Source organism: uncultured Psychroserpens sp., assembly GCF_947492715.1.
Classification (GTDB): Bacteria; Bacteroidota; Bacteroidia; order Flavobacteriales; family Flavobacteriaceae; genus Psychroserpens.
The window spans coordinates 206,453-227,346 of sequence record NZ_CANLNS010000004.1 but is presented as its reverse complement, the minus strand read 5'-3'; the positions used below and the strand labels follow the sequence as shown (position 1 = coordinate 227,346).

General features: G+C 34.9%; 15 protein-coding genes. 9 read left to right on the top strand and 6 right to left on the bottom strand.

Annotated features, from left to right (window positions below; translation table 11 throughout):
- Positions 1–31 precede the first annotated feature (31 nt).
- Genes Q0787_RS12045 through Q0787_RS12035 form a run of 3 tightly spaced genes read right to left on the bottom strand, consistent with a single transcriptional unit; the run spans position 32 to position 2,905 of the window.
- Complete coding sequence (locus Q0787_RS12045; protein WP_298902963.1) at positions 32–544, bottom strand: hypothetical protein; 513 nt, start codon at positions 542–544, stop codon at positions 32–34.
- Positions 545–588: 44 nt separating this feature from the next.
- Positions 589–2,307 (bottom strand): gamma-glutamyltransferase, encoded by a 1,719-nt coding sequence (gene ggt, locus Q0787_RS12040; RefSeq protein WP_298902962.1) that lies wholly within the window; start codon positions 2,305–2,307, stop codon positions 589–591.
- On the bottom strand, positions 2,297–2,905 hold the full coding sequence (locus Q0787_RS12035) for an acyl carrier protein phosphodiesterase (protein WP_298902961.1): 609 nt from the start codon (positions 2,903–2,905) through the stop codon (positions 2,297–2,299). Before Q0787_RS12035 ends, ggt begins: the two co-directional genes overlap by 11 nt.
- 40 nt (positions 2,906–2,945) lie before the next feature.
- On the opposite strand from Q0787_RS12035, the gene Q0787_RS12030 reads away from it, so the two are divergent.
- The 7 genes from Q0787_RS12030 to Q0787_RS12000 all read left to right on the top strand — a co-directional run bounded on the left by Q0787_RS12030 (position 2,946) and on the right by Q0787_RS12000 (position 14,652).
- Positions 2,946–4,013: an acyltransferase gene (locus Q0787_RS12030; protein ID WP_298902960.1), complete on the top strand. Its 1,068-nt coding sequence runs from the start codon at positions 2,946–2,948 to the stop codon at positions 4,011–4,013.
- Entirely contained in the window at positions 4,013–5,401 is a 1,389-nt protein-coding gene (gene glmM, locus Q0787_RS12025; RefSeq protein ID WP_298902959.1) for a phosphoglucosamine mutase, read from the top strand. The genes Q0787_RS12030 and glmM overlap by 1 nt, the downstream gene beginning before the upstream one ends.
- Positions 5,402–5,425: 24 nt before the next feature.
- Positions 5,426–6,934 (top strand): aminotransferase class V-fold PLP-dependent enzyme, encoded by a 1,509-nt coding sequence (locus Q0787_RS12020; RefSeq protein ID WP_298902958.1) that lies wholly within the window; start codon positions 5,426–5,428, stop codon positions 6,932–6,934.
- A 263-nt stretch (positions 6,935–7,197) separates the two neighbouring features.
- Positions 7,198–10,227 carry a TonB-dependent receptor gene (locus Q0787_RS12015; protein WP_298902957.1) on the top strand — a complete coding sequence of 1,010 codons (3,030 nt, stop codon included), beginning with the start codon at positions 7,198–7,200 and terminating at the stop codon, positions 10,225–10,227.
- A 6-nt stretch (positions 10,228–10,233) separates the two neighbouring features.
- Entirely contained in the window at positions 10,234–11,691 is a 1,458-nt protein-coding gene (locus tag Q0787_RS12010; protein WP_298902956.1) for a RagB/SusD family nutrient uptake outer membrane protein, read from the top strand.
- A 14-nt stretch (positions 11,692–11,705) separates the two neighbouring features.
- The gene (locus Q0787_RS12005; protein ID WP_298902955.1) at positions 11,706–13,724 is read left to right on the top strand and encodes a hypothetical protein; all 2,019 of its coding nucleotides are present in this window, start codon (positions 11,706–11,708) and stop codon (positions 13,722–13,724) included.
- A gap of 19 nt (positions 13,725–13,743) precedes the next feature.
- Positions 13,744–14,652 (top strand): glucan endo-1,3-beta-D-glucosidase, encoded by a 909-nt coding sequence (locus tag Q0787_RS12000; RefSeq protein ID WP_298902954.1) that lies wholly within the window; start codon positions 13,744–13,746, stop codon positions 14,650–14,652.
- Positions 14,653–14,754: 102 nt separating this feature from the next.
- Here the strand turns inward: Q0787_RS12000 and Q0787_RS11995 are convergent, their stop codons facing one another.
- Positions 14,755–15,660 (bottom strand): lysophospholipid acyltransferase family protein, encoded by a 906-nt coding sequence (locus Q0787_RS11995; protein WP_298902952.1) that lies wholly within the window; start codon positions 15,658–15,660, stop codon positions 14,755–14,757.
- Between the two features lie 46 nt (positions 15,661–15,706).
- Between Q0787_RS11995 and Q0787_RS11990 the strand changes: the two genes are divergently transcribed.
- The gene (locus Q0787_RS11990; RefSeq protein WP_298902951.1) at positions 15,707–16,357 is read left to right on the top strand and encodes a rhomboid family intramembrane serine protease; all 651 of its coding nucleotides are present in this window, start codon (positions 15,707–15,709) and stop codon (positions 16,355–16,357) included.
- A 56-nt stretch (positions 16,358–16,413) separates the two neighbouring features.
- Here the strand turns inward: Q0787_RS11990 and Q0787_RS11985 are convergent, their stop codons facing one another.
- Positions 16,414–17,577, bottom strand: a complete 1,164-nt coding sequence (locus tag Q0787_RS11985) for a TlpA disulfide reductase family protein (protein ID WP_298902950.1) — start codon at positions 17,575–17,577, stop codon at positions 16,414–16,416.
- 138 nt (positions 17,578–17,715) lie between these two features.
- Between Q0787_RS11985 and mnmE the strand changes: the two genes are divergently transcribed.
- Complete coding sequence (gene mnmE / locus Q0787_RS11980; protein WP_298902948.1) at positions 17,716–19,107, top strand: tRNA uridine-5-carboxymethylaminomethyl(34) synthesis GTPase MnmE; 1,392 nt, start codon at positions 17,716–17,718, stop codon at positions 19,105–19,107.
- Position 19,108: 1 nt separating this feature from the next.
- Here mnmE and Q0787_RS11975 read toward each other — a convergent pair whose 3' ends face one another.
- Entirely contained in the window at positions 19,109–20,779 is a 1,671-nt protein-coding gene (locus Q0787_RS11975) for a tetratricopeptide repeat protein (RefSeq protein WP_298902947.1), read from the bottom strand.
- Positions 20,780–20,894: the final 115 nt, after the last annotated feature.

The window sequence follows — 20,894 nt, the reverse complement described above, 5'->3', positions numbered from 1 at the left end:
AATCACAACGAAATGCGGCTTATAATGTTTCTTAAATGAAGAAATCTATAAATTGCTTTTGAAGCTGAATTATTGGTTTAATAGATTTGGTCCAGTCAGAAAACTGTAAGGAATATTTTGTTGTTACATTAAATATGTCCTCATTATTAGCGCCTATAATCGATGGTTCGAACACTGTGCTTTCTGAAATTTGACTCAAGGTTTTAAAGGCACTACTTTGTTTAAAAAAAGAACTTACAAGAGCACTTTTAGTGTCTAGTCTTATCCTGTCAATTTTAGTTGTAAAAAGACTTATGAAGTGACTTCTAACGGAGATTTCAAATTCTAAGTTTTCCATTTTCTTAGGGAAATTGGACACGACGATACCATAAAATTCGGTTCCCGTTTTATTTACAAAATGTATGGTGCAACCTTTATAAGGGATATACATTTTATAAATTAAATGCGGACTCCTAGAGCCATCAGAATAGGAAACAACGTCTTCAACTATCTCGAGATCTGCGTTTTCTTCTTGTGCTATGTTCTTAAAAATTGTATTCAACATATAAATACTCTGGAGGTTTCATATTGACTAATATCGTTATAACATTAAAATCCTATAGCTGTATCATCCCCGCGACTATCCGCACCTCCTTCTAAGGTTCCGTTATCTAAAACAAGAATAGCGTCTACCTTCCCAATTACGGGAGTACGCTCTTCGTTTATTGTATAGCCTTTTGCTTTGAGTTGTTCTAGAAGTTTAGGATCAAAACGGTTAGGTTCCATTCTAATTTCTTCGGGTAACCACTGGTGATGAAAACGCGGAGCATTAACAGCATCGTGCATTGTCATTCCAAATTCATGAACGTTTAGTATAGTTTGAAATACAGACGTAATTATAGTAGATCCTCCAGGCGTTCCAACAACCATATATAGTTCACCATCTTTTTCTACAATAGTTGGTGTCATAGCACTGAGCATACGTTTTTGAGGCGCAATGGCATTGGCCTTTCCGCCAAGAAGTCCATAAACATTAGGTACACCTGGTTTACTGCTAAAATCATCCATTTCATTATTTAGAAAAAAACCTAAGTTATCGATATAGAGCTTTGAGCCATACGCACCATTAAGTGTTGTTGTTACTGCAATGGCATTTCCAAATTGATCAACAATAGAGTAATGTGTAGTTTCTTCATGTTCCTGATATGGTATGGTTTCTCTAATTTCCATTGTATAATTTGGTAACGTGCCATAAGTAATACTATTTGAAGGTGTGCTTTTTTCAAAAGAGAAATTAGTCATACGATTTTTTAGATAGTTATCTTCCAAAAGTTGGTCTATAGGAATGTTGACAAAGTCTGGATCGCCTAAATAATAGCTACGATCCGCATACGCCTGCTTTTCGGCTTCAACCATTACTTGAATTGCCTCTAAGCTGTTTTGATCATACTGACTCACATCATAAGGTTCGGCCATTTTCATAATTTGCGCGAGGCAAAGTCCGCCACTTGAAGGAGGAGACATGGAAATGATATTTAAATTATCATATGTAAATTGAATAGGATCGCGCCATTGTGCTTCATAAAGCGCTAAATCTTCAGCTGTGATAATTCCTCCTTTTTGATTAAGAAACCGAACGATTTGGTCTGCAGTTTCTCCTTTGTAAAACTCATCTCTGCCATTTTTTGAGATACGTCTCAGGGTTTCAGCTAATGCAACATTTTTGAAGATAGTATGTGCCGAAACGTTTTTATTAATTGGTGTTTGTTTGCCATTAACAGCCGTAATTATACTGTCATATTTGATAAAGCGTTTATGCTGTTTTTGGGTAACTGTAAATCCATTTTCGGCCAATGCAATTACTGGTTTTAGAAGTGTTTCTATAGGTAGGCTTCCAAATTTTTCATGTGCTGCAAAAATACCAGCTATGGTTCCTGGAACGCCAACAGCATAGGCACCAACAGTACTTTTATCGGGAATGACATTTCCGAGAGAATCCAAATACATATCCCTGCTTGCTGCCAATGGTGCTTTTTCGCGATAGTCGAGGGCGCCTATCTCACCATTGTTAAGTCGATATATCATAAAACCGCCTCCGCCAAGATTTCCAGCGTAAGGGTAAGTCACTGCTAAAGCCATTTCGGTCGCAAACATAGCGTCAAAAGCATTACCACCTTGTTCTAGAATATCACTTCCAATTTTAGAGGCTTCGGCTCTGGCCGATACAACCATAGCTTTTTGGGTTATTAATCCTTGTGTTGGTGTAACATCTTGATTGCAGGATAAAACAATGATAGATGCAATTACGATAACTAGTTTAATTCTCATGTGATAACTGCTTTTCAATATCCTCTAATGTGTTTTTAGCAAATAGACGTAGCTCTTCAAAAAAGGAAGTGAACTCACGTTCAAATTCGCTATAAAAAGCCTTTAGCTCTTCGGTGGCTGTATTCATGCCCGATTTGTTTTGTGTTCTTCGGTTCATACCATCCAATACTTTTTGGATACCATCAATTGTAGCATAACTCAATAACCAATTGCCAGCAATCATATGCGGCATCATTTTTTGAATACGAGCTGGTAGTATTTCGAAATGAGTTCCCATGAGATCATAGAAGTTTTCGACATAATTGTCTAAGGGAATGTTAGAATATGTGCTCCAATTTTTGGCTAAAAAATGATCATATAGAATATCTACAATCACGCCACTGTAATGTCCGTAATTTTTATGAAGACGTTTAGTACTTTGTCTTACTGTTGGATGCGCATCTGTAAAGGTGTCAATTTGCCTGTGTAATAGAATTCCTTTTTGAATTTCGATTGGAAACTTTTTATAACGTTTTCCACGAATACCATCTGCAATAAAGTTACCAATAGTGATTAAATCATCGTTGTTAGATAGATAAATATGGGCTAGAAAATTCATTCAATAAATATATGTATTTTTGAGTTCTAAATGTTTATTCTTGGACAGATTACCTAATTTAGATCCCTTACGTTTTATCTTGGCGTCGTTGGTGATGATTTTTCACATTCCGCATCTGAGTAGAAATCAAGGACTCCCATATTTTTCTGAAGCGGCCATATTTAATCGTGGTACTGAGGCCGTTTATATGTTTTTCGTTTTGAGTGGTTTTTTGATTATTAGATTGATTTATCGATATAAACAGCGTGATGCATTTTCGATTAAGAAATTTTACATAAGACGGATGCTGAGGATATTTCCATTGTATTATCTCATTGTTATTTTTGGCTTTCTGTTTTACTGGATGATTTTACCTGCTTTGAATATTCCTTTTGAGAATAACTACAACCTGAAAGATGGCGTGTTGTTAACCACTTTTTTCTTACCAAATGTCTTTGGAAAATTGTATGAACCAGGTGGGATTTTAGAAGTACTTTGGTCTATTGGAATTGAGGAGCAGTTTTATTTAATGATTGCTCCATTACTGTTCTTTTTAAGAAAAACACGACTATTGATTGCTCTGGTAATACTAACGATTGGTTATTTCGTTATATTTCATTTAGATATTTTTTACGTATTAGTTAAATTCAAGTTTGTTTACTTTTTTCTGTTCTCTGGTGGTGTCGTAGCTATTTTGGAAGAAAAGAATAGGTTAGAATTTTTAAAGCGCTTTATGGTTATTCCAATGCTAGTAATTGGCTCAACAATACTCTATTTTACAACCAATATATTTCAGTTTGACGAACGTTGGGTCACAAATTTAGTGACCATGGTCTTATTCTGTTTATTCGTGCATACTTTAGCACATAATAACCTTGGAGTTATTATTAAAAGTAAATTCTTAAACCATTTAGGGCATATATCATATGGGATATATATGTTTCATGTGATAGCAATGAATTTTGTGGTGTTTTTTATATTGAAAGTTGAAGAGCACAAAATTTTTAATGATACAATAACAATAGTTTTAATTAATATATTGACTTTTGCATTAACGATACTTTTTGCGCATTTGTCCTACAAGTATTTTGAAACCTATTTTTTAAAACTGAAAACAAAATTTAGATAATGACACTTATAAAATCAATCTCTGGAATACGTGGTACTATTGGCGGAAATGTTGGTGATAACCTGACGCCAATTGATGCTGTGAAATTTGCTTCTGCATATGGCACATGGATTAAACAACAAAGGAATAAAGAAAATTATCGTGTTGTAGTTGGTAGAGATGCTCGCATTTCTGGAGAGATGATTCAAAACTTAGTAATGAATACTTTGGTAGGACTTGGTATACACGTGATTGATCTAGGTTTATCTACAACACCAACAGTTGAGGTTGCCGTACCTATGGAGCATGCCGATGGTGGTATAATTTTAACGGCCAGTCATAACCCGAAGCAATGGAACGCTCTTAAACTTTTAGATGCTAAAGGAGAGTTTTTAAATGGAGTAGAAGGTGCTAAAATTTTAGAATTAGCTGAACATAACGATATGTCTTTTGCTGATGTTGATAATTTGGGTAAAATAACTACTAATGATGCTTACATTGATATGCACATCGACGAAGTGTTAGCTATGGATTTAGTGAATAAAGAAGCCATTGAAAAATCTAACTTTAAAGTGGTTGTAGATGGAGTAAATTCAACTGGAGGTATAGCTATTCCTTTGCTATTAGAGCGCTTAGGGGTACACCCAATAAAATTGTATTGTGAGCCTAATGGCCATTTTCCTCATAATCCAGAGCCTTTAAAAGAACACTTAACAGACTTATCTGAAGCCGTTGTAAAAGAAAATGCTGACTTCGGGATTGTGGTAGATCCAGATGTTGATCGCTTGGCATTTATGGATGAGAAAGGGGACATGTTTGGTGAAGAATATACCTTAGTGGCTTGTGCAGATTATGTACTAAGTAAGACACCTGGAAATACTGTGAGTAATATGAGCTCAACTAGGGCACTTCGTGATATTACAGAAAAACATGGCGGATCTTATGAAGCTAGTGCTGTTGGCGAAGTAAATGTTGTAAGTCTAATGAAGAAAAATAATGCAATTATTGGTGGAGAAGGAAATGGAGGTATTATTTATCCTGAATTACATTATGGTAGAGATGCACTTGTTGGAGTTGCTCTATTTTTGAGTTTATTAGCTGAAGGAAACATGACTGTTAGTGAACTAAGGGCGTCATACCCAAATTACTTTATGAGTAAGAAAAAAATTCAATTAACTCCAGAATTAGACGTTGATGGTTTGCTAAACGCTATGGAAAGTAAATACCGTCATGAAAATTTGACAACCATTGACGGCGTGAAAATTGACTTCAGTGATTCTTGGGTACATTTAAGAAAAAGTAATACAGAGCCGATTATTAGAATATATACGGAAGCGCCTAGTCAGCAAGATGCTGATGATTTAGCCGATCGTATTATAAATGAAATTAAGGCAATAGCAAATATTTAGTATCTTTAACCAAAGTTTTTTAATATGATTTCTACGGAAGTTACACAGGAGAAACCTTCAAGATTGGAGCAGTATTTTAATCAATTCAGACAGCATATTATAGGTGTAGATCAAGAATTTGAATCGCCTTTTGGAATGCAGAAGATTATTTACACAGATTGGACGGCTTCAGGACGTCTATATCGACCAATAGAGGAAAAACTGTGTAATGAGTTTGGACCATTTGTGGCCAATACACATACCGAAACAACAGTTTCCGGTACTGCAATGACCAAAGCGTATCACGAGGCCAAAAATATTATAAAAAGCCATGTGAATTGTAATGATGATGACGTTCTTATTGTTTCAGGTAATGGGATGACTGGAGTGGTAAACAAATTTCAACGTATTCTGGGATTAAAAGTACCTGAAAATTTAAGAAAATATACTTCCGTTCCAGATGAAATTCGACCAGTGGTTTTTGTTACTCATATGGAACATCACTCGAATCAAACGTCTTGGTTAGAAACGATTGCCAAAGTAGAGGTTATTCCTCCAGATGAACAGGGACTATTCAGTTTGAAAAACTTAGAAATACTGTTAGATAAGTATAAGGAATGCACGTTAAAGATTGCTTCTGTAATTGGCGGTTCTAATGTAACAGGCATACAAACGCCTTATCATGATATTGCCGAATTAATGCATAAACATGGTGGCGTGTGTTTCGTAGATTTTGCATGTTCAGCACCTTATGTTGATATTGATATGCATCCCGAAAATGAACTTCGAAATTTAGATGCAATTTTCTTTTCACCTCACAAGTTTTTGGGAGGACCAGGAACATCAGGTGTTTTAATTTTCAATAAGAAATTATATAAAAATATGATTCCCGATTGCCCAGGAGGAGGTACAGTGAGTTGGACTAATCCTTGGGGAGAGCATAAGTATATTGACAATATTGAAGATCGCGAAGATGGTGGTACACCAGGTTTTTTGCAAACCATAAAAACGGCTTTGGCGATCAAGTTAAAAGAACAAATGGGTGTTGAAAATATTCTAGAACGCGAGCATGAATTAGTTAGTAAAGTGTTTAGTGAGTTATCTCCCGAAGAAAACTTACACATTCTTGCAGCGCAACATGAAGATCGCTTAGGAGTGATTTCATTTTATATAGATGACCTACATTATAATTTAGGCGTAAAACTCTTAAATGATCGTTTTGGAATTCAAACCAGAGGCGGATGCAGCTGTGCAGGAACCTATGGCCATTTTTTACTTCATGTAGATCAACAAACTAGTAACGAGTTGACTAACGAAATCTCTATTGGTGATTTAGTCCGTAAGCCGGGTTGGATTCGCATGTCTATTCACCCTACGACTACCAATGAAGAAATGAATTTTGTTTGCGAGAGTATTAAATCTTTAGCTAGACATCATAAAGATTGGTCAGAAGATTATGAATATCAAGGGCAAACCAATGAATTTATTCACAAGTCTGTCGCTTCTGAAAAATCTACAGATAACAACGTAATTAATGCTTGGTTTAAACTGTAGCCTTTTGTTTTAGCTATACACTTGTACAATTTGCTGTTAAAAAACCAAATAACACCTATACATTACCACAACATTCCTGGTTTTTTGATGACATCATCTTTTATATTGACACCTTTATTTGCATTTATGATATTCAAAAGGCTTGTTTTTTAGGGATTTCTTAAAATACTATGATTTTTTTTGAATTGTATATTTTTTGTATAGGCTTATTTTGTTGAATTGTCAATTACCTCTTGTAAGTTTACGTCATAACAATCAATTATATGACAACAAAACTATTTTCCTTAGTATTTTTACTGTTCTCAGCTTTGGCATTTGGCCAAAATGTAACAGTAAAAGGTACAGTTGTAGATCAAGCAACCGGACAACCAATACCAGGAGTTAATATTCTGGTCAAAGACACTTCCAAAGGCGCATCAACAGATTTCGATGGGAATTTTACAATTCCAGATGTATCTATTAATGCTACCTTAGTATTTACCTATTTAGGATATAAGAATCAGGAAGTTGTTGTAGTTAATGCTAATCCCTTAGTTATTTCTTTAGTTGAAGATGCAGAATCATTAAATGAAGTTGTAGTTATAGGTTATGGGACACAGAAAAAGAAAGAAACAACAGGAGCTGTGTCTGTTGTTAGTGCAGAAACCATTGAAAAACTCAAACCAACAAGAGTAGAACAGGCCTTACAAGGACAAGTAGCCGGAGTGAATGTTTCATCAAACTCTGGATCACCTGGTGCGGCATCAACAATTAGTATAAGGGGTATTTCCACTAATGGAGATTCTAGACCATTAATATTAGTTGATGGTAATGTTATAGAAGATTTAAGCACAATCAACCCGAGTGATATTGAAAGCGTTAATGTTCTTAAGGATGCTACTGCTGGTATATATGGTGTTAGAGCCGCTAATGGTGTGATTCTTATTACCACGAAGACAGGAAGAAAGGAAATGCCATTAACCGTTGAATATAGTGCTTATGGTGGTGTACAAGAAACCACGCGAAGAATACCCGTATTAAACGCTACGGAATATGCACTTTTGGTTAATGAAGCATTTGTAGCTGGTGGTCAGGATCCTCAATTTACAGATATTTCTAATCTAGGAATTGGAACAGATTGGCAAGATGAAGTTTTTGAGAGTGCTCCTATATTTAATAATTCTATCACGATTAAAGGCGGAAAAGAAAAGTCGACTTATGCATTCGGGTCTTCATTTTTGTCTCAAGATGGTATTGTTGGTGGCGATAAATCAAACTTTACACGTTTTACGAAAAGAGGAAATTATAGTGTGGACTTTCTAGAGAATTTTAAGTTTAATGCAGGCTTGATATATACGCATACTAATAAAAGAAATTTAAGTGAATCAGCCCTTGGGTCAATATTGTTCAATGCATTGAATATGGATCCTACAAGGGGTGTAAGGGATGTTTCAGGAGCTTTTTCAATAGCTGAAGGATTAGGGAATGAGGTTATTAACCCTATAGCGCAATTGGACGGAACATATGATAGAACTCAAATTAATAAGTTGAGTGGTAATGCAAGTTTATCCTATAACTTTTTAGAGCATTTTACAGTTCAAACTAATATTCAAGCAAATTATGCAGAGGTCAAAGGAAAAGTATTTAGACCTATTGCAAACTTTGGTAGTGGTAAAGTATTTAATATTGATAGAAGTGAAGTCGTAGAAACCTCAAATATATTTAGGGACTATACTTTTGATGCGTTTCTAACTTATGAACGCAATTTTGACGATACGCACGACCTTAAAGTTCTATTGGGAACTTCAATCTTTCAGACTACAGGAATATTTACAGGAAATAGAGGTTTTGATATTCCAGGAAACAGTATTGAAAACGCAAATATATCACAGGCACAAGAAGTGCAAAGTATAAACCAAGAACTCGGGTTCGATCCAAGATTTGATTCTAGGTTGTTATCATATTTTGCAAGAGTACAATATGGTTATAAAGGTAAATATCTATTTTCAGGTGTTATTCGTCGAGATGGTTCGACAAAATTTGGACCAGAAAATAGATTTGGTTATTTCCCATCTGGATCTGTTGGGTGGATTATTTCAGATGAAGACTTTTTAAGTGATAGCAGTGTTATCGATTTTCTAAAATTAAGAGCATCGTATGGTATACTGGGTAACGATAGAATTGCAGATTTTGGTTTTGTATCGCTGTTGGATGGAGAAGGAACTTATGTTTTTAATGATGGTATTATTTCTGGAGCGGCTTTAGGACCAGTTGCTAACCCAGAAATTAGATGGGAAAAGCAAAAAACATTTGATATTGGTATTGATTTAAGATTTTTAGATAATAAATTCGATGTGACTGCAGATTACTTCAAGCGTAACACTGAAGATTTATTAGTTACTCCTCAGGTATCAGGAATTTTAGGTGTGGGTGCTCCCGGAGCTGCACCTCCAGTAGTTAATGGAGGAGAAGTAGAGAACTCAGGATTTGAATTAGCCATTGGCTATACCAATAGAGTCTCTGATGATTTCAAATTTAGTGTGAGATATAATGTGACAACTATTAATAATGAAGTACTTTCTGTAAATACAGAGGGAGGATTTATCGTAGGAGGTGTATTTGGAGTTGGTCAAGATCCACCATCTCGAATGGAAGCAGGTTTTCCTATCGGATATTTTCGAGGGTTTAAAACAGACGGAATATACCAAACACAAGCAGAAGTTGATGCATCAACAACAATCAATGATCAAGTTCGTCCAGGTGATTTAAGATTTGTAGATATCAATAACGATGGTGTTATTGATGATAATGATAAAACTTATATTGGTGACCCAATACCAGATGCAACGATGGGACTTAACGTATCGATAGATTTCAAAAGTTTCGATTTTTCCGCTTATGCTTTTGCTTCAATAGGAAATGAGATTGTAAGAAACTATGAGCGTAATCAACCTTTGACAAATAGAAGTGTAACGTTTTTGGATCGTTGGACAGGACCTGGAACAAGTAATACCGATCCTCGTGTAACTACTGGCCCAACATCTAATGGATTGTTTTCAGACTATTTTGTTGAAGACGGATCTTTTGTTCGCTTACAAAATGTACAGTTAGGTTATACGTTTGATAAACTACTTGAAAATTCAAAATTAGACAACCTACGCGTTTATGTTTCTGCAAGTAATCTGTTTACATTAACAGAGTATAGAGGTTATGACCCAACAGCTTCAACAGGAGCACCAATTGGAGGAGGGATAGATCAAGGATTTTATCCTAGCCCAAGAACATATTTACTAGGAGTTAACTTAAAATTTTAAAACACTATGAAACAGATAAAAATAAAAAGCATAGTAGTCTTAGCATTAATATTGTTCTCTTCTTGTGGAGATGACTTTATCGATGTTGATCCCCAAAATGCTAGTTCTGATACATTTTTCAATACAGAAGATGATTATCAATCGGCATTAATTGCAGCATATGACCCTTTACATTCAACTTATTTAAATGTAATGCTAGGAGAAATTGCTTCAGATAATACATTGGCCGGTGGCGAAAGCGCAACCGATGTGCCAGGTATTCAAGAAATAGATGATATGATCCACACACCAACCAACCAGCAACTAAGAGATATTTGGAGTTGGATGTATGGTGGTATTAATAGAACGAACTTCATTATGGAATTTCAAGATAAAATTGATTTTCCGAATAAAAATTCAGTCCTAGCTCAAACTAGATTTTTAAGAGCGTATTACTATTTTGAATTGGTAAAATGGTTTGGTGATGTTCCTTTTGCTGTAGATGTAAGAATAAACTTTGGAGATCAATTTGGAATAGAGAGAACACCAAAAGCTGAAATATATGCACAGATGGAGGCCGATTTAATTTTTGCTGCTGATAATTTAACATATACAGCTTCAGAAACTGGCAGAGTCACAAAAGGTGCGGCGCAGGCATTACTTGGAAAAGTATATCTGTACCAAGATAAATTTGCTGAAGCAGCAACGGTATTAGGCGACTTAATTGCCAGTGGACCTTATGATTTGCTAGCAGATTATTCAACAATGTTTGAAAATGATAATGAAAATAATATAGAATCTGTTTTTGAAGTACAATACTCAGATGCAGAAGGAGCAGGGTTTGGTTGCTTGCAATGTAGCGAAGGAAATGTTGCTGTTGGATTTAATGGTATTCGAAACTATAACGGACCAGTATTTGAATCGGGATTCAGTTTTAATGTCCCAGTTCAAGAGGTTGTAGATGCCTTTGAAGATGGTGACCTTCGTAAGGATGTGGCTATTCTTGATATTGATGCCTGGGCTGCTGATACAGGAGCCACCTTTGCAACTGGTTTTGAACATACAGGATATTTTAATAGAAAGTATATATCACGTCAAGGCGATTTAAATACAGGTGATGCTAACCTGACTAATCCAAATAACTATAGAGCCATTAGGTTTGCTGATGTCTTATTGATGGCTGCAGAAGCCTTAAATCGTGGTGGTATTAATGATATGCAAGCACAACAGCATCTAAATAGAGTTCGTAATAGAGCTGGATTGGCCGATGTTGGATTTACAGGAACTAATTTAACAGATGCTATTTATAACGAACGTCGTGTAGAATTAGTTGGCGAAGGACATCGTTTCTTTGACTTGGTTAGAACTGGAAGGGCTGCTATGGAAATTGATGGATTTCAGGCAGGAAAACATGAATTATTTCCAATTCCTTTAATCGAAATACAACTTGCAGGTGATACATGGGAACAAAATCCTGGATACTAAAAAAAAATGATATTATGAAAACAATAAAATACATACTCGGTCTTTTTGTAGCGGTAGGTTTGTTCACTGGCTGCCAAAATGATGACGACAATTTAGATGCTCTGAATGATATAACAGCACCATCTGAGGTGTCTGCAGTATTTAATATATCTCAGGATAATACAGGAACAGTTATTATTACGCCTAATGCAGTTGGCGCCGTAAATTATAATATTACGCTTGGCGATGGGACAGCAGAGGCTGTATCTGTGGCTCAAGGAGAAAACACAACACATATTTATGAAGAAGGTACTTATACAGTAACGATTGAGGCGGTTAGTATTAACGGATTAACTACAGAAGCAACGCAACAATTGGTCGTATCCTTTCGCGCACCAGAAAATTTGGTCATAACTGCTGAAGTTGACGCTTCCAACCCATTTCAAGTAAATGTGTCTGCTGTAGCAGATTATGCTGCGTCTTTTGAAGTTTATTTCGATACATCCAATGTAGACGAAGAAGCAACACCACTAGCTTTAGATGGTACAGTGAGTTTTGAATATGATTTAGTTGGTGATTACACAATTAGAGTGGTTGCACTTAGTGGAGGGGTTGAATCATCTGAAGATACAGTAATGGTAACAATAACAACTCCAACGGAATTACCTATAGATTTTGAAATTTTTGATTCTACCGTATTCTTCGGATTTGGAGGGGCTTCTGGTGAAGTTATTGATAATCCGGATACCAATGGAAATGAGTCGGCCAAAGTTGCTCAAATAATTAAAGGGGCTCCAGAGGTGTGGGCAGGTAACGTAATTGAATTGTCAGCTCCTATCGATTTTAGTACTAAGAAAGTTATGAAGTTTGATGTTTGGTCACCAAGACCAGGTGGAACATTTACTTTGAAATTAGAAAACCTTACAGATCCAAATATTTTTATTGAGGTTGGAGTTCCGTTAGTTGGAAATAGTCAATGGGAAGAAGTTTCAATTGATCTTAGTGAATTTGCCAATTTAGAAACAGATTCATTTCAAAAAATAGTTTGGTTCTTTGATCTCGGAACTGCTGGTGATGGTAGTGCAGATTGGACATTTTACTTAGACAATATTAGACAAGATTTTGCAGGTGTTGTTGTATCACAAATTGTGGAAGATTTTGAAGGTGTAGTTCCAACATTTACAGTATTTGGAAATATTGCTGATACACAAGTTGTTACAAACCCAGACATGTCTGGAATCAATACGAGTGCTAATGTTGCACAATTAACAAAAACAGCAGGCTCTGAAGTATGGGCAGGAACATTTTTTGAATTAGATGCGCCATTAGATTTGGCATCTTTCGGACAAATGAATGTGAAAACATGGTCTCCTACAGCTGGAATTACAGTGAAGTTTAAACTAGAAAATGCAGATGCCAGCATAACTTACGAAGGCGATGTTGTTACTACTGTTGCCAATGAATGGGAAAACCTGCTATATGATTTTACAGCAGCGCCTATGGCAGATTATATAAGGTTAGTCATATTCTTTGATTTTGGTAATCCTGGTGATGATTCGTTGTACTATTATGACGATATAGAACTGGTAGGAACGCAACAAGATTTTTCTTTCCAAGATTTTGAGGGAACGGCACCAACATTTACAGTATTCGGAAATATCGCAGATACACAGGTTGTAGCTAATCCAGATATGTCTGGAATCAATACCACTGCTAATGTTGCTCAATTAACAAAGACGGCTGGCTCTGAAGTATGGGCAGGTACATTTTTTGAAACCGATCCTTTAGATTTAAATACATATAATCAAATTAGTGTGAAGACCTGGTCTCCAACAAGTGGAATTACAATTAAATTGAAACTTGAAAATGCAGATGCGAGTATCACACATGAGAAAGATATTACAAACGCTGTTGCTAATGGTTGGGAAGAATTAGTATATGATTTTTCAGATGCTCCTGCAGCAGATTATGTTAGAGTAGTCATATTCTTTGATTTTGGAAACAATGGAGATGATTCGGTGTACTATTTTGATGAATACACACTTACCAATTAATTTGAAACATAACTTTATTATGAAACATTTAAAATATTTAATAATCTTTTCTTTTGTATTGGGATCGTTTTATACGTGCCAAGATGAAGACCAAGAAATAGGTAACTTAATAGCACCATCAAACATTCAAATAGAAGTCGATAAAGTAGGTGCTGATGTTAACAATCCAAATGGAGATGGTAGCGGAACTGTTAATTTCACGGCAACGGCCGATAATGCAATTACATTTCATTATGTCATTCAAAACCAAACAAAACTAGCGGTAGGAGGAAGTGTGTCTCATGATTTTACATTACTTGGAGAGAACTCATATACTGTAACTGTAATTGCTTATGGCACAGGAGGCTTGTCTACAAGTAAGAGTATTTTAGTTGACGTGTTGTCTCTTTATGAACCGCCTGAAGATTTATTAGAAATGCTATATGGATCTGGATCTAGAGTATGGCGTATAAAATCTGATGCTCCTGGTCATTTTGGATTAGGTCCTGCAGGTGGCGATCCCTTTAGTTTCTTTGCAGCTCCTCCAGAATCTAAAGCAGGAGTAGGGATGTATGATGACCGTTATATTTTCAATGAAGATGGAACATTTACGCATATAACAGATGGTACAAATGATGATCCTGTAGAAGATACGAGCGGAACAGTGTTTGGACGCGAAGTATTAATTGATGAATTAGGAGGAACTGGTGGTGAAGCTGATGGTGCCGATATTATAAATTTAGAATATAGCGATTATGCTGAACAATGGTCTTTATCTGCTCCAGGAGGCGTTGAAACGATAAGTTTATCGGGATTAGCTTTTATGGGATATTACATTGGAGGTGATCATAAATATATCATCTTAGATAGATCAGCAAATCAAATGACCATAAAGTCTACCGACGGAAATGGAGAGTTTGATTGGGGATTTATACTAACAGCTGAATAGAATTTTATTACAAATATTGTTTGATAGATTGGTTTAAAAAGACTAATAACCTTTATGTTATTGGTCTTTTTATTTTGGGGCTATAAGCATGAGGTAATTTATCTAATCTTTGATTTTTGGCTTATAATCCTCAGGAGATTTGTCTTTGTGTTTCCAGCGTTTATGTGTCCACAAATAATATTGAGGAGCTTCATAGATCTGTTGCTCAACAAGTTTTAAAAATTGGTCTGTAATCTCATAATCTTTATAATCTCTAGGATGCTCAGCCAAAGTCTTAAATGTAGTCTCATAATGACCTCGTTTTAGACGTTTCACTTTAAAAAACACAACAGACATATCTAAGCGTTTAGCCAACATTTCGGCGCCAGTATGAACAGGAACCCTAATATTCATAAACTCAGTCCAATGAAATGCTTTTTGAGGTTTCGGACTTTGATCAGAAACGAACCCGTTAATTGTGCAAATACCATCGTTTTTTAATCTAAGAAGTTCTGGTATAATCTCTTTGGTCGTAATTAAATGACTGTTGTACTTCGCTCTAATACGCTTTACTAATCTGTCAAAATATTTATTCTGTATACGCTTGTAAACAGCGTTTCCTCTTGATTTAACATAGGTTTGAAGAATAAAAATCCATTCCCAGCTGCCATAATGCGCGCACATAAGAACAATGCTTCTATCTAGATTTTCTAAACCTTGCATCAACTCCACATTGGAGAAGGTGAATCGCTTTTTCATCTCTGCTTCTGAAATCGTTAAAGATTTGATAGCTTCAACAATCATATCACATAAATGATGATAGAATTTTTTTGTGATAGTATTGATTTCTTTTGCATCCTTTTCAGGAAAAACGAGCCTTAAATTATCCTGTACTGTTTTTTTTCTATATCCAAAAATACGATAGATAAAAAGGTATAACATATCAGAGAATGCGTATAACAATCTAAATGGAAGAATAGATATTAACCATAAAAATGGATAAACTAAAATGTAGATAATAAATTGCATTAATATATGTTAGATTTGCAGTGGCAAATATATGTAATAAAAGTCTATGGGTGATTTAAGTTTGTTTACAATTATCATTATTGCAGCAAATGTAATAATATCGTATAAGGGGTTCGAAGATTTTAGCTTTTTTGAACGCTATAAATTCAACGTTGGTAGCATAAGACGTGGTGAACAGTTTAGAATGTTTAGCTCTGGCTTTTTACATGGAGATACCACGCATTTGTTGTTTAATATGATGACCTTATATTTTTTCGCAGATACTGTTATTGGTGGGTTGGGTCAACTTGGCTTTTTAGTTGTATATATTGGAAGTTTAGGCTTAGGGAGTCTCATTTCTCTTTATTTTCATAAAGATGAATATCATTATAGTGCTATTGGTGCCAGTGGAGCGGTTATGGGTGTGTTATATGCGGCGATTTTATTAGATCCACATAGAGGTATTGGTATGTTTTTTATACCGTTTTATATTCCAGGCTATATCTTTGGAATTATATACCTCTTGTTTTCGATATATGGTATGAAAAAACGTATTGGAAATATTGGTCATGATGCCCATTTTGGAGGTGCAGTAGGTGGTTATATACTAACACTTATCTTGCGACCTACATTGTTAGAAACAGATTTGCAAATGGTTGGTTTGTTAGCCATTCCTATTGTCATATTATTCGTGCTGCATAAGACGGGAAAGATCTAAATCAAAAAGCCTTCAATCTTTAAGATTAAAGGCTTAAATATAATTTAGAAAGTTTACTAATTAAGTAACTCTGCTATTTTCGCTTCTAAGGCTGGGCCTCTTAAGTTTTTGGCTACGATGGTTCCATTTTCATCTAAAATAAATGTCGCAGGAATCGATCTAATATTATATGCTCTTGCTACAGGATCGTTAAAATAGTTAAGACTAGATACATGATTCCAAGTTAATTTATCTTGCTCGATAGCTTTCAACCAAGCCTCTTTAGGATCTTTCTGCCTTGAAGTCCCATCAAGAGATACTCCAATAATTTCTAATCCTTTGTCATGGTATTTATTATAAACCTTAACAACGTTTGGGTTTTCACGTCGGCAAGGACCACACCAAGCCGCCCAAAAATCAATAATAGTTACTTTTCCCATAGCATCTTTTAACGCTAATTTACTGCCATCTGGTCTTGTAGATGAGAAATCTGGCGCAGGTTTTCCTATTTCAGTAGCACTTAAAAGCGCTCTTTGTTTTAGTAACTGATCTAATCTTGTTTTAATGCTTTCACCCAGTTTTGTGTTTTTAATAGTATCATCGAGTCCATTAAAAAGCGAAGAAATATTATCTAAATCAGGTTGTTTGGTTTTAAATAAGTTGTCTATAACAACTAAAGAGTAGAGGCTATTTTTATTGTCTTTAGCGTAGGCTATTGGCAATGCTTTCATTTCTCTTGTTAGTGCTGTGTATTCTTGGGCAAGCTCACTTTTTATCGTATTATCACTAGTTGCTCTAATTTGTTCATTTAATTTTGAAGCCTTTGTATTTAACACTTCAATGTTTTCATTTAAAGACATCAAATCGGCATTTGCTTTAGTCCCTGTAATTTTTGACTTTGATAGATTCGTATTATCCACAGCAATGCTAATTGCTTTGTTTTCTACAATTAGAGGTAGGTTTCCTTTAATGCTATTAATGTTTAAATTCCACATTTGAGGTGTATCAACTTTACCTTCAAATACAAAACGCTCATTCATTACAATAGCAGTATCGACATTAATCTTTCTTCCACGTGGGTCTGTGGTTTGGAGATGTGCTCTAATGCCATTATAAACGCCTGGTGCTTCACCTGTAATCAAATACGTATCTCTTAGTACTTCTTCGGTTGAGCCAGAGCCTTCTGTTTTACATGCAAAGAGTAAAAGGCTTAGGCATAACAGTGTAACTATTTTTTTCATTGCTTAAAAATTTTGGTATTACAAATATAATAAGTTCAGTAAAAGAAAATCAACCATAACTACTAATAAAAACTTAAAGAACAGGATAAAATTATTCTATAAAAGTAAAATTGCAATACTTTTGTAAAAAACTATAGAATGACTCATCAAGATACAATTGTTGCATTAGCTACGGCCTCAGGAAGCGGAGCCATTGCTGTAATACGGCTTTCGGGGAGCGATGCCATTGACATTGTAGATGCCTGTTTTAAGTCGGTTATAAGTCATAAAACCTTAAAAAGGCAAGCGACGCATACCATTCATTTGGGTCATATAATAGAAGATAAACGCGTATTTGATGAGGTGCTAGTTTCTGTATTTAAAAACCCCAATTCGTACACAGGTGAAGATATTGTTGAAATATCATGTCATGGAAGTTTATACATTCAGCAAGAAATAATACAATTGTTTTTACGGAAAGGTTGCCGAATGGCAAATGCTGGGGAGTTTACATTACGCGCATTTCTAAACGGAAAATTAGATTTGTCGCAAGCTGAAGCTGTAGCCGATTTGATTGCTAGTGATAATGAGGCATCACATCAAGTGGCTATGCAACAAATGCGTGGTGGTTTTTCTTCGGAAATAGCTAAGCTCCGAGAAGAGCTGCTTAATTTTGCTTCTCTGATAGAGCTAGAACTAGATTTTGCGGAAGAAGATGTAGAGTTTGCCGATCGTTCTCAATTTAAGGAACTTATCGACAGAATTACTTTTGTTTTAAAAGGTCTCATCGATTCGTTCGCCGTTGGAAATGTTATAAAAAATGGAATTCCAGTTGCGATAGTAGGTGAGCCTAACGTTGGAAAATCTACGCTTCTAAATGCACTTTTAAATGAAGAGCGTGCTATTGTTTCTGAAATCGCTGGTACGACACGAGATACCATTGAGGATGAAATTTCTATTGGAGGTATTGGGTTTAGATTTATTGATACAGCAGGTATTAGAGATACCAAAGATGTAGTTGAAAGTATTGGTATTAAGAAAACCTTTGAAAAAATCGATCAGGCACAAGTAGTCATTTATTTGTTTGATAGCTCGAAGTCTATTGCCAATTTAAAAACGATTCAGGTAGAAATTGAAAAGATAAAAAATAAGTATCCACAAAAACCGCTGTTGATTATTGCTAATAAAATAGACCAATTAGACCATAATGAACGTGCTAATCTTAAAAGCGAGATTGAGCAAATACGATTACTTTCTGCTAAAACAGGAGATGGTGTAGAGGGGTTAACAGATGCACTTTTAGAGTTAATCAACACAGGAGCACTTCGTAATAATGAAACTATTGTTACCAATTCTAGACATTATGATGCCTTACTAAAGGCTTTTGAAGAGGTTCAAAAAGTAAAACATGGTTTAGAAACAGGGCTCTCAGGAGATTTACTAGCCATAGATATTCGCCAAGCGCTATTTCACTTTGGAGAAATTACAGGCGAAATTACCAATGATGACTTATTGGGTAATATTTTTGCTAATTTCTGTATTGGGAAGTAGGCTAGTCCTTTAAGAATAAATGTTGAATAAATTGCCCCAATTCTTGCTTTCTTTCTAACCCAAGTTTCTTTCTAATACGGTGTCTTGATGCTTTTATTGAACCCATTGTAACATTACGAATAACCATAATTTCTTTAAGGCTTAAATTCATTCGCATTAAGGCACAGATTTCTCTTTCAGATTTTGTGAGATCTGGATATAATTTCCATAAATTTTTGTTGAATTCTTCATCAATTAATTCAATATTATCACCAATTGAGTCAAATTTACTCTCAGTATGAATTTGTGCGGTTAGGTCTGCTATTAAAGTCTGAACATCTGAATTGTCGATGCTACGAGTATGCTGCTTTATGCTTTTTAATTTAGCTAGAAATTCCTGTTTAAAGTGCAAACGCATTTTATTATCTGCAATTAACTGTTTGGTTTGGTATGTAGTATGTTTTAGTTTTTCGTCTAGTAACTCTTTTTCCAATTGTTCTTTTTCAAAACGTTCAGTAGTAAGTTTTTTCCTGTTTTTCATTATCACTAATAGCGCTATTATACCTATGCTTGCTAGAATAAGTAATACAGTATAGAAGTCGTTCTTTGCTTTTTCTGTTTCAGACTTCAATTGAATCTCTTGTTTTTCAATTGCAAATTGGAGACTATCTGCGAGTTTCTCTTTTTGAAATTTATGATTCAATTCAAGGGTAGTAATCTTCTTGGCATTTTTGACATTAAAAATCGAATCGTAGTAATATTTGTGGGTTTTATAATAACCAAGTGCATTTTTATAATTACCCATCTGCTCATAAATATGACTCCTTAATTGATAAATAATAGGAAATTTAGAGGTGTTACCTTGTTTTTTAGCATAATCGAGAGCTTCATCCATATAGGACAAAGATTCTTGATATTTACCTAAATCCGAATGAATTTTGGCAAGGTGCATTAATGTATTAGAAACGAAATTATAATCTTTTGTTGATTTAAAAATATCAATAGTTTCTTCATATAAAGCAATGGCTTTTCCATACTTGCCTGTGGTATAATAGATAGTTGCTATATTATCATTCGACTTTGCTTTATCTTTAAGTGTTGGAGAATAATTTTTAGATAATTGATAGTAATGCATAGCAGAATCATTCTGCTTGGTATAATAATATATAACTCCCAGCATATTATAGGTGCGAGCCAATTGAGAACTATCCAGATTTTTTTCTTGTAAGGATATAGATTTTAAAAAATAAGATTTTGACTTATCATATTCTTTTTGATATCTAAATATCATAGCGATGCTATGATAACTCCTTGCAATTTCAAAAGAATCTTGCAATTCCTCCCTGATTTTTAAAGCCTGTAATCTGAAATCCAGAGAGTTTTTATAATTGGTTTGCCTGGATTCATATTTTCCCAACACATCCAAAACACGTGCTTTTTGTTTTAAAAAGTGATCAGAAGGAGGTGAAATGCTGTCAATAAACTGCAGAGTTCGGTTCATCAAATCCCTTCCTTGATCTATGCTGTATTGCTCTACTATCTGACTAAGTTCGAAGAGATAATGCACTTTTAGAGAATCATTGGTTGCATCGTTAACCTTTTGTCTTAATTCAATTTCTAAAGAGTCTTGTTTTACTTGACTAGATACAGGAAGTAAACAGAATAAAAATATGATAAAAAATATAATTCTCATCGGTTATATATACGATAAATAGAGTACTGCAAATATAGAAATATTGATTCGAAACTAGACGTAATTAACAAATTGTAATCATTCGTAAAGGCTTATAAATGCTAGGATGAAACTT